20 protein-coding genes are annotated in these 23,305 nt (G+C 66.2%); 5 read left to right on the plus strand and 15 right to left on the minus strand.

What is annotated here, in order from left to right; translation table 11 throughout:
* Positions 1-20 precede the first annotated feature (20 nt).
* The 7 genes from ACOMD9_RS11615 to ACOMD9_RS11645 are packed head-to-tail and all read right to left on the minus strand — an operon-like array spanning position 21 to position 5,283.
* The gene (locus tag ACOMD9_RS11615) at positions 21-701 is read right to left on the minus strand and encodes a protein-L-isoaspartate(D-aspartate) O-methyltransferase (RefSeq protein ID WP_421414954.1); all 681 of its coding nucleotides are present in this window, start codon (positions 699-701) and stop codon (positions 21-23) included.
* On the minus strand, positions 688-1,434 hold the full coding sequence (gene surE / locus ACOMD9_RS11620) for a 5'/3'-nucleotidase SurE (RefSeq protein WP_421414956.1): 747 nt from the start codon (positions 1,432-1,434) through the stop codon (positions 688-690). Before surE ends, ACOMD9_RS11615 begins: the two co-directional genes overlap by 14 nt.
* 28 nt (positions 1,435-1,462) lie before the next feature.
* Positions 1,463-2,527, minus strand: a complete 1,065-nt coding sequence (gene truD, locus ACOMD9_RS11625) for a tRNA pseudouridine(13) synthase TruD (protein ID WP_421414959.1) — start codon at positions 2,525-2,527, stop codon at positions 1,463-1,465.
* Entirely contained in the window at positions 2,520-3,011 is a 492-nt protein-coding gene (gene ispF / locus ACOMD9_RS11630; protein ID WP_421414962.1) for a 2-C-methyl-D-erythritol 2,4-cyclodiphosphate synthase, read from the minus strand. The genes truD and ispF overlap by 8 nt, the downstream gene beginning before the upstream one ends.
* 15 nt (positions 3,012-3,026) lie before the next feature.
* On the minus strand, positions 3,027-3,749 hold the full coding sequence (gene ispD, locus ACOMD9_RS11635; protein WP_421414964.1) for a 2-C-methyl-D-erythritol 4-phosphate cytidylyltransferase: 723 nt from the start codon (positions 3,747-3,749) through the stop codon (positions 3,027-3,029).
* Positions 3,746-4,090, minus strand: a complete 345-nt coding sequence (ftsB, locus tag ACOMD9_RS11640; protein ID WP_421414967.1) for a cell division protein FtsB — start codon at positions 4,088-4,090, stop codon at positions 3,746-3,748. The genes ispD and ftsB overlap by 4 nt, the downstream gene beginning before the upstream one ends.
* 59 nt (positions 4,091-4,149) lie before the next feature.
* Positions 4,150-5,283, minus strand: a complete 1,134-nt coding sequence (locus ACOMD9_RS11645; RefSeq protein ID WP_421414968.1) for a GNAT family N-acetyltransferase — start codon at positions 5,281-5,283, stop codon at positions 4,150-4,152.
* Between the two features lie 204 nt (positions 5,284-5,487).
* Here ACOMD9_RS11645 and ACOMD9_RS11650 point away from each other — a divergent pair, with 204 nt between their 5' ends.
* From ACOMD9_RS11650 to ACOMD9_RS11670, 5 genes are all read left to right on the plus strand, one after another.
* Complete coding sequence (locus ACOMD9_RS11650; protein WP_421414970.1) at positions 5,488-6,882, plus strand: coniferyl aldehyde dehydrogenase; 1,395 nt, start codon at positions 5,488-5,490, stop codon at positions 6,880-6,882.
* 130 nt (positions 6,883-7,012) lie between these two features.
* Positions 7,013-8,899, plus strand: coding sequence for a phosphogluconate dehydratase (gene edd / locus ACOMD9_RS11655; RefSeq protein ID WP_421414973.1), 1,887 nt, complete (start codon positions 7,013-7,015; stop codon positions 8,897-8,899).
* A 138-nt stretch (positions 8,900-9,037) separates the two neighbouring features.
* Positions 9,038-10,006, plus strand: a complete 969-nt coding sequence (gene glk / locus ACOMD9_RS11660) for a glucokinase (RefSeq protein WP_421414975.1) — start codon at positions 9,038-9,040, stop codon at positions 10,004-10,006.
* A gap of 18 nt (positions 10,007-10,024) precedes the next feature.
* On the plus strand, positions 10,025-11,020 hold the full coding sequence (locus ACOMD9_RS11665; protein ID WP_421414978.1) for an aldose epimerase family protein: 996 nt from the start codon (positions 10,025-10,027) through the stop codon (positions 11,018-11,020).
* Positions 11,017-11,979 (plus strand): carbohydrate kinase family protein, encoded by a 963-nt coding sequence (locus tag ACOMD9_RS11670; RefSeq protein ID WP_421414980.1) that lies wholly within the window; start codon positions 11,017-11,019, stop codon positions 11,977-11,979. Before ACOMD9_RS11665 ends, ACOMD9_RS11670 begins: the two co-directional genes overlap by 4 nt.
* Before the next feature lie 258 nt (positions 11,980-12,237).
* Here ACOMD9_RS11670 and ACOMD9_RS11675 read toward each other — a convergent pair whose 3' ends face one another.
* The 8 genes from ACOMD9_RS11675 to cra form a co-directional block, all read right to left on the minus strand.
* The gene (locus tag ACOMD9_RS11675) at positions 12,238-12,573 is read right to left on the minus strand and encodes a hypothetical protein (protein WP_421414982.1); all 336 of its coding nucleotides are present in this window, start codon (positions 12,571-12,573) and stop codon (positions 12,238-12,240) included.
* A complete protein-coding gene (locus tag ACOMD9_RS11680; protein WP_421414985.1) occupies positions 12,573-13,235 on the minus strand; it encodes a hypothetical protein in 663 nt (220 codons plus the stop codon). Before ACOMD9_RS11680 ends, ACOMD9_RS11675 begins: the two co-directional genes overlap by 1 nt.
* The gene (locus ACOMD9_RS11685) at positions 13,235-16,402 is read right to left on the minus strand and encodes a type I restriction endonuclease subunit R (protein WP_421415051.1); all 3,168 of its coding nucleotides are present in this window, start codon (positions 16,400-16,402) and stop codon (positions 13,235-13,237) included. The genes ACOMD9_RS11680 and ACOMD9_RS11685 overlap by 1 nt, the downstream gene beginning before the upstream one ends.
* Positions 16,395-18,317 carry an ATP-binding protein gene (locus ACOMD9_RS11690; protein ID WP_421414988.1) on the minus strand — a complete coding sequence of 641 codons (1,923 nt, stop codon included), beginning with the start codon at positions 18,315-18,317 and terminating at the stop codon, positions 16,395-16,397. The genes ACOMD9_RS11685 and ACOMD9_RS11690 overlap by 8 nt, the downstream gene beginning before the upstream one ends.
* Positions 18,310-18,720 carry a hypothetical protein gene (locus ACOMD9_RS11695; RefSeq protein WP_421414990.1) on the minus strand — a complete coding sequence of 137 codons (411 nt, stop codon included), beginning with the start codon at positions 18,718-18,720 and terminating at the stop codon, positions 18,310-18,312. The genes ACOMD9_RS11690 and ACOMD9_RS11695 overlap by 8 nt, the downstream gene beginning before the upstream one ends.
* Positions 18,707-20,110, minus strand: coding sequence for a restriction endonuclease subunit S (locus tag ACOMD9_RS11700; protein WP_421414993.1), 1,404 nt, complete (start codon positions 20,108-20,110; stop codon positions 18,707-18,709). Before ACOMD9_RS11700 ends, ACOMD9_RS11695 begins: the two co-directional genes overlap by 14 nt.
* Complete coding sequence (locus tag ACOMD9_RS11705) at positions 20,100-21,818, minus strand: class I SAM-dependent DNA methyltransferase (protein WP_421414995.1); 1,719 nt, start codon at positions 21,816-21,818, stop codon at positions 20,100-20,102. Before ACOMD9_RS11705 ends, ACOMD9_RS11700 begins: the two co-directional genes overlap by 11 nt.
* Positions 21,819-22,152: 334 nt before the next feature.
* The gene (gene cra / locus ACOMD9_RS11710; RefSeq protein WP_421414998.1) at positions 22,153-23,154 is read right to left on the minus strand and encodes a catabolite repressor/activator; all 1,002 of its coding nucleotides are present in this window, start codon (positions 23,152-23,154) and stop codon (positions 22,153-22,155) included.
* Between the last annotated feature and the right edge of the window lie 151 nt (positions 23,155-23,305).

The following is a 23,305-nucleotide window of genomic DNA, read 5'->3' on the forward strand; positions in this document are numbered from 1 at the left end:
GCTTCAACAGCTGGCTCCTATCAACGAATGACGCCTTCCAGCAGCGGCACGAAGCGTACCGACTCCAGCCGCTGTTGCTCGAATTGTTGGCCCTGGCGCTGCACCCGGGTCAGCCACTGCCGCCCCCGGGCATCGGCCAGGGGCGTGATCAGCACCCCCTCCTCGCCGAGCTGCGCCAGCAGCGGCTCGGGCAGTTCGGAGGCGCAGGCGGTCAGCAGGATGACATCGAAGGGCGCTGCCTCCGGCCAGCCATGGCCGCCGTCGGCCAGCCGCAGTCGCGCCTGGTGGGCCCCCAGCAGCCGCAGGCGCTGTGCGGCACGACGGTGCAGGGCATTGATCCGTTCCACCGACCAGAGTTCCGGGACCAGCCGCGAAAGCACCAGGGTCTGGTACCCGGAACCGGTGCCGATCTCCAGTACCCGGGCCGGGCACGCCTGGATCACCAGCTCGGTCATGCGCGCCACCATCCACGGCTGAGAGAGAGTCTGGCCATGGCCGATGGGCAGCGAGGTGTCCTCGTAGGCCCGATGCGACAGCGCCTCGTCGAGGAAGAGGTGGCGCGGCTCGCGGGCCATCACCTCCAGCACCCGGGGGTCACGGATGCCCTGGTCGGCCAGGCGAGAGACCATGCGGTCGCGGGTTCGCTGCGATGTCATGCCGACCCCTTGCAACAGGTCGGGGCGTAGATCAGGTGAGTGCATCCAGCCAACCCTGCACGTCGTCGAGCGCCGCATGCCGAGTCAGGTCGGTCTGCAGCGGGGTGATGGAAACGAAGCCGGCCTCCACGGCGGCGAAGTCGGTGTCCGGGCCATCGTCGGCGTTCTCGCCGACGGCGGCGATCCAGTAACGCAACCGGCCACGCGGGTCGCGCACCTCCAGGGGCCGTGCCGCTGGGCCGCGATAGCCCAGGCGAGTGACGCGGAACCCCTGGATCTCGTCCCAGGGGAGATCGGGCACGTTGACGTTGAGCAGGCTGCGCGGCGGCAGCGAGAGCTGGTCGGCCGCCCCCACCAGGCTGGCCGCCACCCGGCCGGCGGTGTCGAAATGGCGCGAGCCCACCAGCGACATGGCGATCGCCGCCATGCCCAGGTTGCGCCCCTCCATGGCCGCGGCCACGGTGCCCGAATAGAGCACGTCGTCGCCCAGGTTGCCGCCGTGATTGATCCCGGAGATCACCAGGTCGGGCTTCTCGTCCCACACCCCGTTGACCCCCAGGTAGACACAGTCCGCCGGGGTGCCGTCGACGCTGTAGAAGCCGTTGTCCAGGGCGGAGAGCGCCAGCGGCCGGGTCAGGGTCAGGGAGTTGCTGGCCCCGCTCTTGTCGCGATCCGGCGCCACCACGCGTAGCCTGGCATGACGAACGAGGGCGTCATGCAGGGCACGCAGGCCCGGCGCATGCACCCCGTCATCGTTGGAGAGCAGCAGTCGTCGCATCGTCATTCCTCGCTTGCCTCGCCCCCGGTCACAGGCCGGGGTGCATGATCAGTTCCCGCAGCACCGCGGTGGCGAAGCCTCCCCGCGGCAGTGCAAACGACAGCCACAGCTCGCCGTCGCCCCGCTCGAGGACCGGGTCGGCCAGGCGCAGGCGCAGCGCCCGGCGCCCCAGGCGCACCCCGGCGCGCTCGAGCCCCTGGCACAGCGCCGGGAAACGCTCGGGCAGCCTCGCCTCGAAGGCCCGGGCCTCGCCGTCGGCCACCGAGCCGCCGCGCCCCCAGAGCACCCCGCCGGGATGCAGGTCGAGTCGCCCGGCCCGGGCCGCGAGTTCGGCATCGGGCGCCTCCACGGTGAACTGGCTGGCGGTGCCGTCGAGCATCACCACCTCGCCGGGCAGTGGCGTCGCCCAGTTGCCGGCGCCGATGCGCGCCGCCAGCAGCTCGTTGAACAGGAAACTGCGCGCCGCCGAGAGCAGCATCCCGTCGCGGTCGTCGCGCTTGCGCCAGCCGCGGGCCAGCAGGGCGCGGGCCCGCAGCAGGTTGCGGCCGTCGGGGCCGAAGCGCTGGGGGCCGAAATAGTTCGCCACCCCATGGCGACACAGCCACTCCCAACGCGCCTGGAACCGCGGGTCCTCGGCCGCCGCCCCGGTGATCCGCAGGCGGAAGCGGTTGGCACGGTGCACGCCGCGCTTGAGCTTGCGGGGATGACGCCGCTGGTCGAGCACCCGGATGCCGTGGGCGGCGAGACGCTCGGCCAGGGCCTCCGGCGCCGCTCGGCCGGGCAGCTGCACCGAGAACCACTGGCGGGTCACGGCGACGCGATCCTTCATGCCCGAGTAGCCGACCTCGCGGGGCGAGGCCTCACAGAGCCGGGCCAGCTCGCGTGCCACCATCGCCGTGGTCAGGTCGCGCTTCTCGACCCACAGCCAGAGGTGCTCCCCCTCGCCCTCGGGGGCGAAGTCGAGGCACTCCTCGACGACGAAGTCCTCGGGGCTGGCACGATAGCCGCCGGCGACCGGGGGGCCGAACTCGCCATCCAGTACCCGCGGCCAGGCCGGCGGCCAGTCGATGGGGTCGCTCACCGGATCACTCACCCGCCGACTCCCGTCCCAGCAGCAGGACCACCGCCTCGGCGGCGATGCCCTCGCCGCGGCCGGTGAAACCGAGACGCTCGCTGGTGGTGGCCTTGACGTTGACGGCGGAAGCCTCGACAGCGAGGTCCTCGGCGATGCGGGCCTCCATGGCGGCGACGTGCGGGGCCAGCTTCGGCGCCTGGGCGATCACGGTGGCGTCGAGGTTGCCGACCCGGTAACCGGCGGCCCCGACCAGCCCTGCCACATGGCGCAGCAGCAGGCGGCTGTCGGCGCCGCCCCAGGCCGGGTCGGTGTCGGGGAAGTGGCGGCCGATGTCGCCCAGGGCACAGGCGCCGAGCAGGGCATCACAGACGGCGTGCAGCAGGACGTCGCCATCCGAGTGGGCGACGAAGCCATGCGCGAAGGGCAGCCGGACGCCGCCGATCATCAGGTGGTCCCCCTCGCCGAAGCGATGCACATCGAAGCCATGGCCAATCCGGATCATGCTGTTCTCACCCACTCAGGTCGACTCCTCGGTCGTTGACGGCGAGGCCTGCTGGGCGGCCAGCACCAGTGCGGCCAGACTCAGGTCCTCGGGATGCGTGATCTTGAGGTTGTCGCGGCGCCCGGCCACCAGCCGCGGCGCCTGCCCCAGGGCCTCCACCGCCGAGGCCTCGTCGGTGACCGGGATGCCGCCTTCGCGCGCTTCCCGCAGGGCCCGGCGCAGCAGGCCGTAGCGAAACCCCTGGGGCGTCAGGGCGTGCCAGAGGCCCTCCCGGGACTCGGTGGCCCTCACCCGCCCGGCGCCATCGTCACGCTTCATGGTGTCGGCCACCGGCGCGGCGAGCAGGCCGCCCACCGGATCGTCGACGAGCTGGGCGTGAAGGCGCACCAGGTCGTCGACGGTGACACAGGGGCGGGCCACGTCGTGGACCAGCACCAGGTCGCGCTCGCCGGCCTCGCCGGCGATGGCCTCCAGGGCGTGGATCACGGAATCGGCCCGCTCGGCCCCGCCGGGCACCCGGCGCCAGTCGCGGAAGGGCACCCAGGCCGGGTCGAAGTGGCGGTCATCGGCATCCAGGCAGAGGCAGAGCCGGGCCGCAGGGAAGGCCTGGTGCAACCGTGCCAGGGTATGCGCCAGCACGGGCCGCCCGTGCAGCTCCAGGTACTGCTTGGGCCGGTCGGCGCCCATGCGCCTGCCCCTGCCCGCGGCAGGCACCACCAGCCAGGGAGCGGCACTCACCGGCGCACCTCCGTGGCGGGCGCGTCGAGCAGGCCGGCATTGGCCTCGATGCGGGCCGCCTCCACCGCCACCCCCGGGACCCAGAAGAACTGCTCGTCGGCGCGCACCATGCCGATGTCGCTGCGCCCGCGCTCCTCGATGGCGTCGAGGCCGGTCTTGAGGTCGACCACCTCGGCGGCGAGCCGGGCATTGCGGTCGCGCAGCGGCTTGTTCTCCGCCTCCAGGACAGCGACCCGCTCGCGCACCTGGGCGAAATCACGAATGCCCCCCTCCCCCAGCCACAGGCGGTACTGCAGCATGGCGAGCAGGACGATCAGCACGATGGCCAGCCACTTGAGCATCCGGAAAATCCGCCTCGACACGACAATGGCAGGCATTATGCCACCTTAACCCGCCACCCTCACGCCCGAAACGGCAGTGCCTGCTCTGCCGCGTGACGATAGGCGTCGACATGGACGCGCTCCTCGGCACAGAAGCGCGCGATGGCGGCACGCAGGCCGGGGTCGGCGATATGGTGAAGCGAGCGCAGCCGCTGCGGGGCGAAGCCACGGGCCAGCTTGTGCTCGCCCTGGGTGCCGGGATCGAAGGTGGTCAGCCCCTTCGCCAGGCAGTGCTCGATGCCCTGGTAGTAGCAGGCCTCGAAGTGCAGGCAGTCGGCCACCACCTCGCTGCCCCAGTAGCGGCCGTAGAGGGTGCGGGCGCCCTGCAGGCAGAGCGCCGCCGCCACCGGCCGGCCGTCGAGGCGTGCCTGGATCAGCACCAGGGCCTCGGGCAGGGTGCGGCGCAGGCGGTCGAAGAAATCGAGGTTGAGATAGCCGTGTCGCCCTCGCTCCAGGTAGGTGATCTCGTAACAGCGGAAGAAGTGGGCCATGGCAGGCGCATCGATCTCGTCGCCCTCCAGCCGGTGCAGGGTCAGGCCCTGGTCGGCCACCAGTCGCCGTTCGCGACGAATGGCCTTGCGCCGCTTCGACGTCAGGGCGGCCAGGAAGCCGTCGAAGTCGCCATAGCCGCGATCCTGCCACTGGAACTGCACCCCGTGGCGCATCAGCAGTCCGGGCAGGGCCGAGCGCCACGCCTCCACCTCGCCCTCCATGGCGAACAGCAGGTGCCAGCTGGACAGCCCGCTCCCCTCCCAGGCGGTCGCCAGCACCCGGCGAGCCTCACCCGGATCGACGCCCTCCGCCAGGACCAGGCGTGGCCCGGGTGCCGGCGTGAAGGGGATGGCGCTGAGCCCCTTGGGATAGTAGCGCCCGCCGGCGCGCTCCCAGGCTTCGGCCCAGGCCCAGTCGAAGACGTACTCGCCGAAGGAGTGATGCTTGTGGTAGTGGGGCAGGACACCCGCCAACGCATCGCCTCGCCACAGCGTCAGGTGCCGCGGCACCCAGCCGGTGGCCGGCCCCACCGCGCCACTGGCCTCCAGTGCATGCAGGAATTCGTGGCGCAGGAAGGGATGGTCGTCGCCCACCAGGGCATTCCATTGCACGGCGCTCACCGCCTCGATGGCAGGCAACGCTTGCAGCACGAGCTTGGACATGACGGCTCCTGAAGATGTGGGTCCATGGCGAGGGGCTCCGGGGACGGACCGAGGAGGAGGTCCGATGCCAGGGATGAGGCGCATGGCTCCGCACGGGCTGGCCAGCACCGGCAGCTGACAAGCGACCGGCCGAAGGCCTACATTGTGCGCAGACCTTCCCGCCCGTTCCACTGCCGGATTTTCCACATGCCTAGGGAGATGTGCATGGCAGACGCCCGCCACCTGCAGGCACGCCTGGACGAACAGCGACGCGCCTTCACCGCCGAGCGCTATCCCTCGCTGGCGGTCCGGCGCGACCGACTCGCCCGCCTGGCGGCGATGACCCGCCACCACCGCGACGAGATCGCCCAGGCGATCCACCAGGACTTCGGTCACCGCGCCGAGGCCGAGACCCGCCTCGCGGAGATCGCCACCGTGCTGCAGGCCGTGGGGCACACCCGGCGCCACCTGAAGCGCTGGATGCGTCCGAAGCGGGCCGCCATGCCGCTGCGGCTGTGGCCGGCCCGCGCCCGCGTCCACCGCCAGCCGCTCGGGGTGGTGGGGATCATCGCCCCCTCCAACTACCCCTGGAACCTGGCCATGCTGCCGGCGGTGGACGCCCTCGCCGCCGGCAACCGGGTGATGATCAAGCCCAGCGAGCACACGCCCACCACCAGCAAGCTGATGGCGCGGCTGGCGGCCCGCCATTTCGACCCCGACGAGCTCTGCGTGGTGACCGGCGAGGTCGAGACCGGCCGCGCCTTCGCCGCCCTGCCCTTCGACCACCTGCTGTTCACCGGCAATGCCCTTGTCGGCCGCGAGGTGGCCCGGGCAGCGGCCGCCAACCTCACGCCGGTGACCCTGGAGCTGGGCGGCAAGACACCGGCGATCGTTGCCGACGACGCCGACCTGGAGCACGCCGCCCGGCGCATCGCCTTCGGCAAGTGGCTCAACGCCGGCCAGACCTGCATCGCGCCGGACCATGTGCTGGTGGACGAGCCCCGCCTGGGGGCCTTCGTGGAGGCCCTGACCCGCACGGTGAAACGCTTCCACCCCCGCGGGACCGCCGGCGACGACTACAGCGCCATCCTCGGCGAGCGACACCGCGAGCGCCTGGATGCCATGCTGGAGGAGGCACGGGATCATGGCTGCCGGGTGATCCCGCTGGGCGAGCCGGTCGAGCTGCGCACGGGGGCCAAGCTGCCCCCGACCCTGGTGATCGACCCCCACGAGGGGCTCGCGCTGATGCGCGAGGAGATCTTCGGGCCCTGGCTGCCGATCCTCGGGGTCCGCGACCTCGATGCCGCCATCGGCCACGTCAATGCCGGCCCCCGGCCACTGGCGCTCTATGCCTTCACCGATGACCCGGCGCGGCGCCAGCGCATCCTGCGCGAGACCCATTCCGGCGGCGTGGTGTTCAACGACACCCTGTGGCACAACGCCGTGCCCGCGCTGCCCTTCGGTGGCGTGGGCGAGAGCGGCATGGGCGCCTACCAGGGCGAGGCAGGGTTCCTGCGCTTCAGCCTGGAACGCAGCGTCTTCCAGCAGGCCAGGCGCAACGCCGTCGGAGTGCTCGACCCGCCCTATCGACGCTGGCTGCTACGATTACTGGGGCTCTGACATCAGGATCGCGACGAATGTCGCGGTAATAAAACTACAAATCAGGCCAGTCACGGCGTACCATTGGCAAAAAGCCGGATTGTTTTTGGTAAGTTTACTAAACACCCAACGCTCGATTCCGAGGTGCCCCATGGCCAGCACGACCCCTGCCCTCAACGACACCGTCGCCGACGTCACCCGGCGCATCCGCGAGCGCTCCAGCGAGCGCCGCGCCCTCTACGAGAGCCGCATGGCCGACCAGCACAAGCGCGGGGTGCACCGCGGCGAGCTCTCCTGCGGCAACCTCGCCCACGGTTTCGCGGCCTGCGGCGCCGAGGACAAGAACCAGCTCAAGCTGATGAACTCCGCCAACCTGGGCATCATCTCGTCGTACAACGACATGCTCTCGGCCCACCAGCCGCTGGAGACCTTCCCCGCGATCATCAAGGACGCCGCCCGGGCCATGGGCTCCACCGCCCAGTTCGCCGGCGGGGTGCCGGCCATGTGCGACGGGGTGACCCAGGGCCAGCCGGGCATGGAGCTGTCGCTCTTCTCTCGGGACGTGATCGCCATGGCCACCGCCGTGGGGCTGTCCCACAACATGTTCGACGCCGCCCTGTATCTCGGCGTGTGCGACAAGATCGTGCCGGGGCTGTTCATCGCCGCGGCACGCTTCGGCCATCTGCCGGCCATGTTCGTGCCCGCCGGCCCCATGCCCAGCGGCCTGCCCAACAAGGAGAAGGCCCGCATCCGCCAGCTGTTCGCCGAGGGCAAGGCCAGCCGCGAAGACCTGCTGGAGGCCGAGGCCGCCTCCTACCACAGCCCCGGCACCTGCACCTTCTACGGCACCGCCAACTCCAACCAGCTGATGATGGAGATGATGGGCCTGCACCTGCCGGGTACCTCCTTCGTCAACCCCGGCACCGAGATGCGCGAGGCGCTGACCCGCTTCGCCACCGAGCAGGCGATCCGCAATACCGAACCCGGCGGCGACTACCGCCCCTTCTACAAGCAGATCGACGAGCGCGCCATCGTCAATGCCATCGTCGGCCTGCTCGCTTCCGGTGGCTCCACCAACCACACCCTGCACCTGGTGGCCATGGCCGCCGCCGCCGGCCTGACCATCACCTGGGAGGACTTCACCGACCTCTCCGCGGTGACCCCGAGCCTGATGCAGGTCTATCCCAACGGCCAGGCGGACATCAATCACTTCCAGGCCGCCGGCGGCATGAGCCTGCTGATCCGCGAGCTGATCGGAGCCGGCCTGATCCATACCGACATTCCCACGGCGTTCGGCACCGACATGACCGCCTACACCCAGGAACCCTTCCTCGATGACGGCAAGCTGGTGTGGCGCGAGGGGCCCAGCGAGAGCCTCGACCCGGAGGTGCTGCGCCCGGTGGCCGAGCCCTTCGCCCCCACCGGCGGGCTCACCGTGCTGAACGGCAACCTGGGCCGCGGGGTGATCAAGGTCTCGGCGGTCAAGCCCGAGCACCGCCTGATCGAGGCACCGATCAAGATCTTCGAGGACCAGAACGACCTCAAGGCGGCCTTCGAGGCCGGCGAGCTGGATCGCGACGTGATCGCCGTGGTGCGTTTCCAGGGGCCCAAGGCCAACGGCATGCCCGAGCTGCACAAGCTCACCCCCTACCTGGGCGTGCTGCAGGACCGCGGCCACAAGGTCGCCCTGGTCACCGACGGCCGCATGTCCGGCGCCTCGGGCAAGGTGCCGGCGGCGATCCACATCAGCCCCGAGGCCCTGGACGGCGGGCCGCTGGCCAAGCTCAGGGATGGCGACATCGTGCGCCTGGATGCCGACCGGGGCAGCCTCGAGGTCAAGGTCGACGCCCATGAGTGGGCCGAGCGCGAGCAGCGCATCGGCGACCTGGACCACTATCACGTGGGCCTGGGGCGCGAGCTGTTCGGCGGTTTCCGCCACCTGGCCATGCGCGGCGAGGAGGGAGCCGGGGTATTCGGCGGCTTCGAGGCCGACGACCTGGCCCGCCAGGAGGGCCAGATCCACGAAGACGACGCCTGAGTCACTGCCAGAACAGGGCTACCGCAGTTGCAAGGCGAGAAGCGCCAGGGACAGGTCGGAGAGGGGGCCTGTCACCGGAACAGCTTCGAGCGATTGCCATCTGCAACGGCCCTGACGGCCAGAAGGGACGAATTGACGATGACAAGACCCGCACTGATCGGTGATATCGGTGGGACCAATGCCCGCTTCGCCCTGGTGACCCCGGGTGCCTTCGAGCCCCATGACATCCTGAGCCTGCCCTGCGCCGACTACCCGGGGCTGGTCGAGGCGGTCAACGACTACCTGGGCCGGGTCGGCGCCACGGGGGAAAGCGCCCCCCGCGAGGCCTGCCTGGCCTTCGCCTGCCCGATCCGCGACGACCGGGTGAGCATGACCAACAACCACTGGACCTTCTCCCGGGAAGAGACCCGGCGGGTGCTGGGCCTCACCCTCTTCAAGGCGATCAACGACTTCACCGCCCAGGCGCTGGGCGTGCCCCATGTGGCCGACAGCGACCTGGTGGAGGTACAGCGCGGCGAGGCGATCCCCCATGCGGCGCGACTGGTGATCGGCCCCGGCACCGGGCTCGGCGTGGCCGGGCTCTTTCCCGGCCGCCACGCCTGGATCCCGCTGCCCGCCGAGGGCGGCCACGTCACCTTCGCCCCCACCGACGAGCGGGAACAGAACCTGCTGCGGCATTTTCGCAACCGCTACGGCCGTGTCTCGGTGGAACGCATCCTGTGCGGCCAGGGTATCCTCGACCTCTACCTGGCCCACTGCTCGCTCAAGGGGGCACCACCGCGCTACGCGACCCCGGCCGAAGTCACCGAAGCGGCCTCCGGCGGCGACCCGGTGGCCCGTGATACCCTGCTGCGGTTCCTGAAGATCCTCGGCGACGTCTGCGGCGATGCCGCCCTGACCCTGGGGGCCCGCGGCGGGGTCGCCCTGTGCGGCGGCATCCTGCCACGGCTGCTCGAGTGGCTGCCCGAGAGTCGCTTCCTCGAGGCCTTCACCGCCAAGGGACGCATGAGCGCCTACACCCGGGCGATCCCGGTACAGGTGGTCACCGCGCCCTGGACGGGCCTGCTGGGCGCTGCCGAGGCCCTGCACAATGAAGAAGTCGAATGAATCGACGGAGGAGGACGAATGATTCCCGAATCGCTTGCCCGGCTGGTCGAGGAGACCCGCGGCCAGCGCCGCGCCGAGTGGGCCGACCGCGAGGTGTGGCTGGCCAACGAGGCCTGGGGTCAGCTCGCCGTCTCGCTCCAGGGCGCCCAGGTGCTTCACTATTTACCAGCGCCCAATGCCGCGCGCGCTGAAGGCTCTCTTTCGGCGCCGCTCTCTAGCGTGTCCGAAGCCACACGCACACGCGCTGACACTGGCGGTCCCGGCCCGGTCGAGCAAGAAGAGGCGCTGGTGCCCGGCGGCTGGCTATGGGTCACCCCCACCCCCCAGCCACAGCCCGGGGCGATTCGCGGGGGTATCCCGCTGTGCTGGCCCTGGTTCGCCGACGAGAACACCGCCGACGAGACGCCCGACCGCTCCGGCCCCATGCATGGCCCGGCGCGCAAGGCCACCTGGCGACTGGATGCCGTGGACGAGCACGAGGAGGGCGTGGAGCTGCACCTCTCCCCCGAGGAGCGCCTGCACGGCCAGCTGGTGCCGCGCGCGGTGATCCAGGCCAACGCCCATCGGCTGCACGTGGAGCTGATCACCGAGCATGTCGGCGAGACCCCGGTGAAGATCACCGGGGCCCTGCATACCTACCTGGCGGTCGACGATGCCTTCGCCTGCAAGGTGGAAGGCCTGGCCGGCGCCCTGTACCTCGACAAGCTGGCCGACTTCGCCGAGCGCGACCAGCAGGGTGAGCTCGGCGTGCGCGGACCGCTCGACCGCATCTATCGCAGCAATGCCGAGCTGTGCCTCGACGACGGCACCCGCCGGCTGAGGATCGCCCGCCAGGGCAGCGACTCCGCGGTGGTCTGGCATCCCGGCGAGGCACTCCCCGAGGACACTCCGGTGGAAGCCGCCCGCCACTTCCTGTGCATCGAATCGGCCAACACCCGCCTCGACCCGGTATGGCTGGTGCCCGGCGCCCAGCACCTGCTGGGTACCACCCTCTCCATGGAGACCACCCCATGACCCCCGTGATCGCCTTCGGCGAGGCCCTCGTCGACATGCTCTCCAGCCGCCTGGGAGACGCCCCGGCCGGCACCACCGAGACCTTCACCCCCTACGCCGGCGGGGCCCCCGCCAACGTGGCCGTGGCCTGTGCCCGGCTCGGCGTGCCCAGCCGTTTCCTCGGCATGCTCGGCGATGACCACTTCGGCGACTTCCTCGCCGCCGAGCTCGCCGCCCATGGTGTCGACACCAGCGGCGTGGTACGCACCCGGGAGGCACGCACGGCGCTGGCCTTCGTCTCCCGGGACGCCTCGGGGGAGCGCACCTTCGACTTCTACCGCCCGCCGGCCGCCGACCTGCTCTACCGGCTCGAGCATCTGCCCCAGGGCGTCTTCGCCGAGCCCGCCATCCTGCACCTCTGCAGCAACAGCCTGACCGAGCCGGCAATCGCCGAGACCACCCTGGCCATGGCCGAGATGGCGCGCCGCGCCGGCTGCGTGGTCAGCGTGGACGCCAACCTGCGCCACAACCTGTGGGAGAGTGGCGCCGCCGACATCGCGCTGGTCACCCGCCTGCTCGACGCCGCCGACCTGCTCAAGCTCTCGGCCGAGGAGCTCGACTACCTGCGCGCCGACCATCCCCGCGACGCCTGGCTCGCCGGGCGTCTCGCCAACGGGGTGAAGGTCGCGGTGATCACCGACGGCCCGGGGGAGGTCCGGCTCTACACCGCCCACCTCGACGACCGGGTAACGCCACCGCGGGTGGACGCCGTGGACACCACCGCCGGCGGCGACGCCTTCATCGGCGGGCTGCTGGCCGAACTCGCCGAGCATGGCATCGAGGAGGCCTGGCACCAGGATGCGACCTTCCTGCACCGCGCGGTGGACACCGCCTGCCGCTGCGGCGCCCACGCCGTGGCCCGGCCCGGCGCCTACGCCGCCCTGCCGACCCGCGACGACCTGGCCGGTCTGAAGGGGTAGGCCGAGCTCCCTGGCACCAAGAAAGCTCGCGCCATGCTGGCAGTCGCCTGGGAGTCCGACAGTCGGCGTGGCCCAGCCTCAGGATTGGATGAAAGGGTTCGGTGAATCTCGATATCCACGAAGTCGCCGGTTTCGGCGAAGTTCGGCCTCGGGATCACCGGCCTGTCGACACTGCTTGCGAATACGGGCAATGCCGCTATCCCGCTGCTCGATGTCGCCCAGCGCCTTGAATACACCCTGTTCGGATCTCCTCGCCTGTCAGGACCTCATGGCCTCAACTTCGGCTTTCGTCAGCCACTTGATCGACAACTTTCCACCATCCATGTGGACAACGCCCTGGCCAGCGTTTGGCTGGCCGTGCTGCGCCCGATAGGTCAGCAAGGTATCCAGCAGCTCCATCATTTGCAGCTTGAAGTCTGATCCCTGGATAGCCTCGTCGTCCTCGTCGTTATCAAACTGCCAGGCTGCCAGGTCCAGACGGTTCTCCTCGGGGTCACCGAAGAACAGTATCCGACCGGTCATGTCGGTGTTGCGCAAGTGTTGTCTGGCCAGTTGATCGAGGCGGGATTGGTCAAAGGTGCTATCGTAGGTCATCAGCTTGCTTCCGTGACGTTCCAGCATTTGGAGATGTGATTGATGAATCGTTGCTTGCTGTTCACGCCATCCTGCTTCCGGTTCCACCATGGGCAAGCTGGATGATGAACGCCAAAGGAGTTTTGGCCAAGCTGCTTGCCCACAGTTCTTTTGGCCTTGGTTGAAACGAAAACGATGTGGTCAGGCCTCAAGGCCTCTATCACCTGGTTGATAGTCTCGACTGCGACCTCGATATCCTGTTTCGTCTGCTTGATGGAGTCTCCGTGCTTCGCCGGGCGCTGGAAGGCGTTCATGAAGGCCACCTGCCGGAAAACGCTGTCGTTGGCCGGCAATCCTGCTTTCAGCAACGCTGACTCGATGTTTCGGTAGATGGCATGCCCTTTGGCCGTCCAGCCTTTCAGCGGCTTATTAAGAATCCGTCTGGTACGCATCCAGGGCTGTTCGTGCGTCGAGCACAGATCACCCTCTACGCCTCTATACCAGCGTTCTGGATCTCCATGTACGGTGCTTTCTCGAGGCAGGTAATGACTCTCAGCAATCAGAAGAATCCTGGGGCCATTGCGCCCGTAGTCTGAGCCAACGAAGGGCTTGAGCAACGGATAGCGCTGGTAGATCGCTATCCCATCCAACTGGTCGTCGAAATCTTCGGTGTAGTAATTCACTACTTGCTCCAGTGGTTCGAGAGCACTTCCGCCTGCTGCATGATCAGCTCCACGGCCTCCGGTGCCTTGTCGGGCGGGTACTTGTAGCGCTGCAGCGTTCGCCTCACCAGGATGCGCAGCTTCGCCCGCACGCTCTCGCGCACCTGCCAATCTACCGTGGTGGAAGCCCTGAGCTTCCGTGTGATCTCGATGGCAATCGCCTTGAGGGTGTCATCACCCAGTTCACGGACGGCACTTTCGTTGTTGGCCAGGGCGTCGTAGAAGGCCACCTCGTCCGGGTTCAGTCCCAGGGAAGCGTCCCGCTCCATCTCGGCCTGGAACTGCTTGGCCATGGCGATCAGCTCTTCGATCACCTGCGCCGTCTCGATGCCCCGGTTGTTGTACTTGCGCAGGGTCTCCTGCAGGCGGTCGGCGTATTTCCTCTCCTGCACCACGTTGTGGCGGGTCCTTGCCTTGATGTCGTCCTTGAGCAGCTTCTCCAGCAATTCCACGGCGAAGTTCCTGTAGGGCATCTGCCGCACGTCTTCCAGGAACTCGTCGGAGAGCAGGCCGATGTTGGGCTTGTCCAGGCCGCACAGGGCGAAGACATCGGTCACCCCCTCGGCGACCAGGGCATTGTCCAGGATCTGCTTCAGGGCGGTGTTCTTCTCTTCCTCGGAGCGCTTGCGGTCCACGCTGGTGAACTTGGTGATGGCGGTCTTCACCTGTGACAGGAACGCCACCTCCTTCTGCAGTGCCTGGGCCTCGTCCAGGGTGGCGCACAGGGAGAAGGCCTTGTTCATGGCCAGCACGGTATCCAGGAAGCGTTTCTTGCCGTCTTCGAGGCCGAGCACGTAGTTGGCGGTGGGCACCAGCAGCCTATGGGGCTCATCCTCGAAACTCGTTCCCTGATAACGGCGGTAATCGAAGCCATTTCCCTTGGGGCCAGGAGCGAACATGCCGTGGATGATGTCCAGCTTCTCCAGCAGGATGGCATAGGCCTCCTCCACGCTGTGGGTGGGGGAGCCCTTCCCCTTGGCGTCGGTGTAGGCCTTCAGGGCCTGCTTGAGCTCGTTGGCGATGCCGATGTAGTCCACCACCAGCCCACCGGGCTTGTCCTTGAACACGCGGTTCACCCGGGCGATGGCCTGCATCAGGTTGTGGCCCCGCATGGGCTTGTCCACGTACATGGTGTGGCAGCAGGGGGCATCGAAACCGGTCAGCCACATGTCGCGCACGATCACCAGCCTGAGCGGATCATCCACTTCCTTGAAACGCTTCTCGAAGCGCTTCCGGGTCGCCTTGTTGTAGATGTGTGGCTGCAACAGGGCCCGGTCCGAGGCGGAGCCGGTCATCACGATCTTGATGGCGCCTTTCTCGGGGTCAGCGTCGTGCCACGCCGGACGCAGGGCGACGATCTCGTTGTAGAGGTGAACCGCGATCTCCCGGCTCATGGCCACGATCATCGCCTTGCCGCTGATGGTAGCGGTACGGGTTTCGAAGTGGTTGACCAGGTCCTCCGCCACCTGCTTCAGGCGCGGACCGGCGCCCACCAGCTTCTCCAGCCGGCTCCACTCGCCCTTGGTCTTCTCGCGACTGCCAAGGTCCTCCTCGTCTTCCACCACCTCCTCGACCTGGTCGGAGAGCGCCTCGATCTGCTCGCGATTGATGTCCAGCTTGGCCAGGCGAGATTCGTAGAAGATCGGCACGGTCGCGCCATCGTCCACGGCATCCTGGATGTCGTAGATGGAGACGTAGTCGCCGAACACGGCGCGGGTGTCCTTGTCCTCGCTCTCGATGGGGGTACCGGTAAAGCCGATGAACGAGGCGTTGGGCAGGGCATCGCGCATGTGCCGTGCATAGCCGAACCTGTAGGTGCCGTCCCTCTTGAGGGTAGCCTTCAGGCCGTACTGGCTGCGGTGGGCCTCGTCCGAGATCACCACGATGTTGTGCCGTTCGTTCAGCGCCGGGTGGTCGGTCTCATCGGTCAGCAGGGCGAACTTCTGCACCGTGGTGAAGATGATGCCGCCGGATTCCCGCTCCGACAGCAACCGGCGCAGGGTATCCCGGTCATCGGCCTGCACCGGTTCCTGCTTGAGCAGCTCCCGGGCGGCGCTGAAGGTGGCGCACAGCTGGCCGTCCAGGTCGTTGCGGTCGGTGACCACCACCAGGGTGGGGTTGTTCATCTCCGGTTGCTGCAGCAGCTTGCCGGCATAGCAGCACATGGAGATGCTCTTGCCGGAGCCCTGGGTATGCCACACCACCCCGGCCTTCTTGCTGCCCGGCTGCACCTCATCGCCGTAGGTGGCCCGCCTCTCCCTGGCCCCCTGCTCCGGCGCCCGGGCGGCGATCACGGTGGCCTTCACCGCCTCACGCACGGCGTGGAACTGGTGGTAGCCGGCGATCTTCTTGACCAGCCTCTCGGCATCCGTCTCGAAGATCACGAAGTAGCGGATATAGTCCAGGAACAGCTCCCGGTCGAAGAAACCCCGCACCATGGTCTCCAGCTGCCACTCCAGCTGGGGCCTGTCGTCCTCGTGCTTCAGGGTGCGCCAGGGCATGTAGCGCTCCTGGCTGGCGGTGAGCGAACCGACCCGAGCCAGGTAGCCATCGCTGATGACGGCGGCCTCGTTGTAGGCGAACAGGTCGGGTATCTCCTCCTTGTAGGTCTGGACCTGGTGGAAGGCGTCCCAGATGCTCACGTTCTCGGCACCGGGGCTCTTCAGCTCCAGCATGGCCAGCGGCAGGCCATTGATGAAGCAGACGACATCCGGGCGGCGCAGCTGCTTGGCCCCTTCGAGGGTGAACTGGTTGATGGCCCGGAAGCGGTTGGCGTTGAGATTGCCGAAGTCCACCAGGAAGGCCTGGTCGTGGATCACCCTGTCGTCGCGCTTGTACTCGACCGGCACGCCGTCCAGCAGCAGGCGATGGAAGGCGCGGTTGCTGATCGCCACGTCCAGGCTTTCCGGCTTGCGCACCACGGCGATCGCCTGCTCGACGGCGTTCTGGGGCAGGTGCGGGTTGATGCGCCGGATGGCCGCCTCGAGATCCTCCAGCAACAGTACCTGCCGGTAATCGCCCCGCTCCGGGGCCTCGCCATCCGGTGCCAGGTCCGGCCCGTGGGCGATCTCCCAACCTCCCTCGGCGAACCACTGCAGGCACTGCTTCTCCAGCTGGCTCTCATTGATCATGGCCTGGCTCCTCCGTGATATAGGCCTGCTGGGGGTGGTTGGGCTTGGTTGGGTACAGCAGCTTGAGCCGCCGAGCCCTGACCATGGGCTGCAAATAGTGCTTGCGCAAGGATTCCGCCGAGCGATTGAGCAAGCGCGTCAGTTCATCCAAGCGCAAGGGACGCCGGCAACAGAGGGCCAGGATGACCTCCTCAACCTTGACCCTCGGTGCCTTACCCCTCTCGGCGATTGGCCTTGCCAGTGCCTCAAGCTCCTCCCAAGGTCCGGAGCTAATGCCCAAAGGTCCGGAGCCCGCCTCCAAAGGTCCGGAGCTGGATGGCAAAGGTCCGGAGCTCATATTCAAAGGTGTCGAGCCGGAGCCAACCGCCCCTTCCGCCATCTCAAGTTCAGTGAAGATATCCTCCAGGTGCGCGTCAGGCAGGAAGTACACCGTCCCACGGCCAGCTCCGCCGCGCAGCATCAGACGCTTCTCCACCAGCCCAGCAAGCAGCTGGCTAAGGTCTCTAGGATGAATATCCAGAATGGACATCATGCGCCCATGGTCCACCGTCCTCTCGATGGAGGCGGTCACGAGGACAAGGCGCTCCTTGTCCGACAGGCTGGCGAAGACATCCTCGCCCAATGAGGCGTGCAGCTCGGCCAGTACCGACTCCGGCACCAGGCTGAGCATGTGCAATTCCAGCAGGGTCTGATCGGAGGGCGTCTGGGTTTCGCGCAGCACCGGTTTTCGCCAGTGCTGACTCGACCAACCCTGGAAAATCTTGGGCAGCCCAGAGCCAGCATTCTCCCCCAGGCCGATATAACGAAACATGTTCTGCAGCAATCGATTACGACAATCGCTGTGCCCCCCGGCCATAGCCTGGTCCACCGGCACCCGCATCAGGCCGGGATTGCGGAACCCGAACATGTCCGGTCGTTTGACCACCAGTATCGAGGCCCGCCCGCTATAGTCCGCATGCACCAGGGTGTTGACCAGGGCCTCCCGCAACGCCTTGTGGACCAGAGTGTCATCCTGGCGTTGATCGCCCTCCAGCGTGAAGGGCACCTTGAGATCGGCGGTCAGCTTGCGAATCACTCGGCGATAGAAGTCGAACACGTTCCCCGACCAGCTGCCGTCCAGGGTGAATCGATCGATCCAGCGAAGCTCCGCTTTCGGCTCGGGGCGCTCCTGGTAGTCGAGCATGTAATTGGGAAATGCTTCGATGATGGCGACCTGCTGGCCAAACATCAGAAGACCAGCGCGCGTCAGCCCTGAACGCCCGGTTTCACGGTCCTTGCGCCAGCCCCCGATCTGGTACAGAAACGCCTGGGCATCCAGCTGGTTCCAGGGGTGGTCTGGCTGCCGATTTGCGTAGAGCTGGCGATACTGATTGAAGCTCTCGATATCCAGATCATCCAGGCCAAAGCCCCGCAGGATCTCACTGTCACGGCTGTCCTCGACCTGCTCGGCCAACATGCGTCGCACCTGCTCTTCATCCAGCAGATGGTCGGTGCTGTTGAAACGGCGATAGGTACCGCTCAGGGGATTGCCGCGCAGATAGACAGGCCGCTGCTTGCGAGTCGCCGCCGGCACATGGATATGCAAGACGGTCTTGTCCTCGATCTCGATGAGGCGGACCCAGTGATCACTAAGCAGGTTGACGCTGACCTTCTGAGGGTTGTTGAGCCCGGTCCAGAGCTCATCGACCACCTTCTGGGGATCAGCGACGCCGGCCAGCTCGAAATGGCCACCGGATCGCTCACGCACCCCCAGGAAGATATCGCCACCACGGGTGTTGGCGAATGCGCTGTAGGTCGGCCAGAACTCCTTGGGCAGCGCTCCCTTGCCATCGCGCCCCTGAGCCAGCTTGCACTCCACATCCACGCTTTCGCGCAGGGCGGTGATGTCCTCCAGGGAGTCGATTTCAAGCATCGCCATCTTCCTTTGCCAGCAGAGTGAAATGCTCGATGGTGGCCAGGGGCGAGCCCAGGCCGTCGCCGAGCAGCTGACCGAACAGCTCCGTGGCCCTACCCATGGCGATCAAGGTCTGCTTGCGCTCACCAATGGCTGGGAGTGCTTCATCCAAAGCGACCTGGTACGTCTTGCCGTCGGCGGCAGTTGTTGCATTTTTTGCAACAACTGAATCGCGGTCGAGCTCGCCTTCCTTGAACACCTTGCCTATGTGGCGGGAAATGACGGATTTATCCCGATCGAACAGTCTGGTCATCTGGTCCAGGCTGAGCCAGGCGGTTTCCTGATCCAGCGCCACTTCCAGCTGCGCCTTCCCGTCCCGCGAGACGAAAAGCTGGACCTTCTGCTGGTCAGGAGGTGGCATCGGCGACATCCCGAGAAACAGGCTGGGAAACGGTATTCGGCAGGCTCAGCTCGCCGGAGATGAGTTTAGGAAGCAAGGTGTCCCGCAGCGCAGATAGGGTTGTTGCTTCAAGCCGAAGTTCTATCTGCTTGTTCAAGATATTCTCTAGTGCCTCTCCGAACTTTTCTATGGCCTTCGCATCTGGAATCGCACATAGCGCACGCTTGAGGTGCTCTCGTTTTATGTGCCCCATGGTGACTGCCTTATCTGCAGCGATGCGTTGGAATTCTTCAAGATGATGTCGGGTAAAGTGAAAGTAAAGCCATTTCGGGTAGTTCTCAGAGGTCACCTTGAATAAATGTTGATTGAGCGCTGCCTTGCCTCCACACCATGCATCAACCATCAATGAACCAGACCAAGAAAACACAACATCACCATTATCGATAATGCAATCTGGTTTGATATTGGGAGATGCTTTTTCTTCGCTATCTGCGTAGCCCTTCTTGAGCTGAGCAATTTTCACTACCGGGAGGTAATCATCTTCGTCTTCAGGTCGGAATTTTTGGAGAGCTAACCCGTTCTGGTACTTGGCTATCTGGTCAAGAGCCAAGCATTCCCACCCCTCCGGGATCTCCCCTGAATCACTCTCCTGCATCGCCGACGGGAACAGCTTGGCGGTGGCGCGAAGCTCGGCGTATTGCTCGGGCCGTTCGGCCTGGAGGCGAGTCAGCTCCTCTTCGCCTTTGCCGGAAATGGCCTGCATGGCGGCGAGCAGGGCGTCTTCCTCGCTCCCGCCGGCTTCCAGTGCGGCGGCCTTGGCCTTGACCGGCTCGAAATCGACGAACCAGCTCTTGAAGATGGCCTGGGCTAGCTGTTCGAGGGTTTGGTTGATCCGACCGTTGAGCTTGACTTTTTCCTCAATGCTCTCTAGGGCATTGACTAGCAATCGCTTTTTTTCATCCAAACAAGGAATCTTGAAAGCAAAGAAGTCTTCTCGACTCAAACCCAAATTAGTAGTACCAGTGGCATGCGAGCGACAATATTGACGGTACTGAGGAGTCCTAAGCATCCAGTAAAAATACTCCTTCGGGATGCTGCTTTTGAAAATCAACTTCACTGTATCTTGAGTCATTCTCCCGACAGAGACAGATTCTGGCACTCGGGCAATGGCTCCGAGCAAATCCCCAGACTGGGTGACATCTTTCAATGAAACATATAGATCCCCCGGGCGAACTAATAGTTTTTCTGCGGAGGGACCACCATAGGTTCTTAGTTTATCCGATCTGAATCCGCCGTCCCTTTCAATAGAACCTAAGCCCAATAAAACAGGGCCAGGCTGGTCAAGCAGTGCGCTCTTGTACGTGGTTCCGCGCTGGAGCTCAACGTGATCGCCAATGGTGCTAAATGTCATACCCCAGCCCCCCAAGATTCCGCTTGATCTCCGCCTCCAGCCGGTCGCTCTCGGCAAACTGCTCCCGGAGCTGGCCGGTCAAGCGCGCCATCTTCTCGGCGAAGGGCTCACCATCTTCCTCTTGCGCCTCGGCGCCCACATAGCGCCCCGGCGTCAGCACGAAGTCGTGCTTGGCGATCTCCTCCAGGCTGGCGGCCTTGCAGAAGCCGGCGACATCCTCGTAGCCCTCGCCACGCTGCCAGGCGTGGAAGGTGTCGGAGATGGTGGCGATATCCTCGGTGGTGAAGTCTCGAAGTACGCGATCCTTCATGTAACCCAGGCGGCGGGCATCGATGAACAGGTATTCGCTGCGGCGGGCGCGCTTTCGCACCTGGTTGGGCGAGAGGCCACCGCTCTTGTCCTTGGTCAGCAGCCAGATACAGGCGGGGATCTGGGTATTGGTGAACAGCTGCCCGGGCAGGGCCACCATGCACTCCACCAGATCCTCCTCCACCAGGCGCTTGCGGATCTCGCCCTCGTTGTTGGTGCTGGAGCTCATGGAGCCGTTGGCCAGCAGCAGGGCCATGCTGCCCGCGGGCGCCAGGTGGTGGAGCATGTGCTGCATCCAGGCGAAGTTGGCGTTGCCCCTGGGCGGGGTGCCGTACCTCCAGCGGGCGTCGTCTGCCAGGGATTCGCTCCACCAGTCCTTCATGTTGAAGGGCGGGTTGGCCATCACGAAGTCGGCGCGCAGGTCCGGGTGCTGGTCGTTCAGGAAGGTGTCGGCGTTCTTCTTGCCGAAATTGAAGTCGATGCCGCGGATGGCCATGTTCATGGCGGCCAGCCGCCAGGTGGTGGGGTTGGACTCCTGGCCGTAGACGGAGATGTGCTTCTTCTGCTCGCCGGGGTCGTAGTGCTGCTCCCTGGCGTGCTCCTCGATGAACTTGTCGCTGGAGACGAAGAAGCCGCCGGACCCCATGGCCGGGTCGTACACGCGTCCGGAGTAGGGTTCGAGCATCTCCACGATCAGGGTGACGATGCTCTTGGGCGTGTAGTACTGCCCGCCCTGCTTGCCCTCGGCCAGGGCGAACTGGCCCAGGAAGTACTCGTACACATGGCCGAGGATGTCCTTGCTGTGCAGGCGCAGCGTCTCGCCGTCGAACACCGGCCGGGTGAAGGAGGTGTCCGAGAAGGTGTTGATCAGGCCCAACAGCTTGTCGTTCTCCAGCTGGTACTGGCTGATGCGATTGAGAATGCCCTTGAGCTTGGCGTTGCTCTTCTCGATCTCCTCCAGGGCGTTGTCGATCAGCCAGGAGACGGAGCGCAGCTTCACGTCGTTGCCCGCATCGTCCTGCCAGAGCACGCTGCCCACCGGCAGCACGGCCTTCTCCTTCAGGGTGCTCCAGCGGGCCGCCCTGGGTACCCAGAAGACGTTGGCCTCGCGGTAGTAGTCGAGCAGCTCCAGCTCTTCCTCGAGCGCCTGCTGGTACGCTGCGTCACTGTCGAAATCCTCGCGGGGCAGATAGTAGATGTTGTCGTCGCTTTCCTGCTGGAACAGCGCCAGCAGCTCCTGCTGGCGCTCCTCGAAGGCATCTGAGACGTACTTCAGGAAGATGAGCCCCAGCACCACATGCTTGTAGTTGGCGGCATCCAGGTTGGACCGCAGCTTGTCGGCGGCCTTCCATAGCTTGTCGTCCAGCTCCCTGAGGAACTGCTGCTCCGTGCTGTTCATGCGTTACCTCGTGCTTGATTTGCTACCAGCTTGATAATTGCCCTGCTCAATGTCCATAGGCTGGTCGGTCAGCGCATGGCGTGTGCTGCGTCCATCGTCGGGCAGCCGATACCGGCAGCCCTTCTCCACCAGGTCGGCCAGGTACTAAGCTTTGTCCGAAAAGTGCCTGCGCTCGGCCATACGGCGTTAAAAATCAGCTCAAAGTACTCATTTACACCCCGTAAACTCCGTCTTTTCGCCGATTTTTGCCTTGTCTGACCATCGCTCGTCGACTTTTCAGACATAGCCTAGGTCGGCGTAGCCTTGCTCACGCTGACCACACCCCTTTCCCTTCTTATCCCACCCCCTGCCGCTCCGGCAATCTCCACCGCAGGGTGCGTGGGATCACCTGCTGGCCCACGCGGTAGTCGCCGCGCGCGGCGGCCAGCGCCGCATTGAGCGTCGCGGCCGCAATGCGCTCGTGGTCCTGCACCGCCGAGTTGATCGGCAACGGCAGGAAATCGAGAAGGCGGCTGTCACCGAAGGTCGCCAGGCGTAGCCCCTGGGGCAGGCCGCCCTCCTCCAGCAGCACGTCGAAGACGCCGTCGAGCAGCGTGTAGGAGGCCGTCACCAGCGCATCCGGCATGCCGTGACTCTCGACCAGATCGCGCATCAGCCGGGCGCCCTCGTCACGATCGTAGCGCTCGGCGCAGCACATGAGCGGACGCGTCTCGCTGCCCGCCAGCGCCTGCTGGAAACCGGCCCGCCGCTCACGGGTGATGGAGAGCGCCGGCACGGCATCCAGCCAGGCCACGCGCTCGATCGCCTCGTCGAGCACCGAGCGGGTCAGCCGTTCGGCGGCCTCGCGGTCGTTGCTCACCACGCTGGCAAAACGCGCCGGGTCGAGGCCACGGTCCACGGCGATCACCGGCAGTCCCTCGGCCATCAGCTCCGCGTAGAAGGGATCCTCCTGCGGCAGGCAGCTCGCCGTGATCAACACCTCGCAGCGCTGGGCGCGCAGCGCCAGGGCCAGGTCGCGCTCGGCGTCGGCCTGGTCATCGGAACCGACGATCAACAGCTGATAGCCCTGCTCCCGGGCACCGCGCTCGAGTCGCTTGGCCAGGCGCGCGTAGCTGACGTTCTCCAGGTCGGGAACGATCAGCCCCAGCGTGCGACTCGAGCCGCGGCGCAACGCCGCCGCCTGGGCATCCACCCGGTAGCGGTGTTCTCGTACCACGGCCATCACTCGCTCGACGGTATCGGGGCTGATGCGCCGCTCGACCGCCTTGCCGTTGATGACGTAACTGGCCGTCGTACGTGACACGCCGGCCAGGCGTGCTATTTCAGCGAGTGTCATGGACATCCTCCTGTGCCATGGGCCCAGTCTACGTCAGGAGCCTGCGGACTTGACGTTGATCTGCTGCGACGGTGGGTCGAACCCGGCAGGCTCCAGGCGCCATGCCCTACCCCCTGCCAAAGTCTAAGAACATCCACCTTGCCAAACAGTA

The organism is Halomonas terrestris (assembly GCF_049166755.1).
Classification (GTDB): domain Bacteria; phylum Pseudomonadota; class Gammaproteobacteria; order Pseudomonadales; family Halomonadaceae; genus Halomonas.

Coding starts and splice junctions, on each gene's coding strand:
- edd (WP_421414973.1), top strand. CDS start 7,013: ATGGCCAGCACGACCCCTGCCCTCAACGACACCGTCGCCGACGTCACC.
- ACOMD9_RS11700 (WP_421414993.1), bottom strand. CDS start 20,110: ATGACATTTAGCACCATTGGCGATCACGTTGAGCTCCAGCGCGGAACC.
- ispF (WP_421414962.1), bottom strand. CDS start 3,011: ATGATCCGGATTGGCCATGGCTTCGATGTGCATCGCTTCGGCGAGGGG.
- cra (WP_421414998.1), bottom strand. CDS start 23,154: ATGACACTCGCTGAAATAGCACGCCTGGCCGGCGTGTCACGTACGACG.
- ACOMD9_RS11690 (WP_421414988.1), bottom strand. CDS start 18,317: ATGCTTGAAATCGACTCCCTGGAGGACATCACCGCCCTGCGCGAAAGC.
- ACOMD9_RS11665 (WP_421414978.1), top strand. CDS start 10,025: ATGATTCCCGAATCGCTTGCCCGGCTGGTCGAGGAGACCCGCGGCCAG.
- surE (WP_421414956.1), bottom strand. CDS start 1,434: ATGCGACGACTGCTGCTCTCCAACGATGACGGGGTGCATGCGCCGGGC.
- ACOMD9_RS11650 (WP_421414970.1), top strand. CDS start 5,488: ATGGCAGACGCCCGCCACCTGCAGGCACGCCTGGACGAACAGCGACGC.
- ftsB (WP_421414967.1), bottom strand. CDS start 4,090: ATGCTCAAGTGGCTGGCCATCGTGCTGATCGTCCTGCTCGCCATGCTG.
- glk (WP_421414975.1), top strand. CDS start 9,038: ATGACAAGACCCGCACTGATCGGTGATATCGGTGGGACCAATGCCCGC.
- ACOMD9_RS11615 (WP_421414954.1), bottom strand. CDS start 701: ATGCACTCACCTGATCTACGCCCCGACCTGTTGCAAGGGGTCGGCATG.
- ACOMD9_RS11670 (WP_421414980.1), top strand. CDS start 11,017: ATGACCCCCGTGATCGCCTTCGGCGAGGCCCTCGTCGACATGCTCTCC.
- ACOMD9_RS11675 (WP_421414982.1), bottom strand. CDS start 12,573: ATGACCTACGATAGCACCTTTGACCAATCCCGCCTCGATCAACTGGCC.
- ACOMD9_RS11695 (WP_421414990.1), bottom strand. CDS start 18,720: ATGCCACCTCCTGACCAGCAGAAGGTCCAGCTTTTCGTCTCGCGGGAC.
- ACOMD9_RS11705 (WP_421414995.1), bottom strand. CDS start 21,818: ATGAACAGCACGGAGCAGCAGTTCCTCAGGGAGCTGGACGACAAGCTA.
- ACOMD9_RS11645 (WP_421414968.1), bottom strand. CDS start 5,283: ATGTCCAAGCTCGTGCTGCAAGCGTTGCCTGCCATCGAGGCGGTGAGC.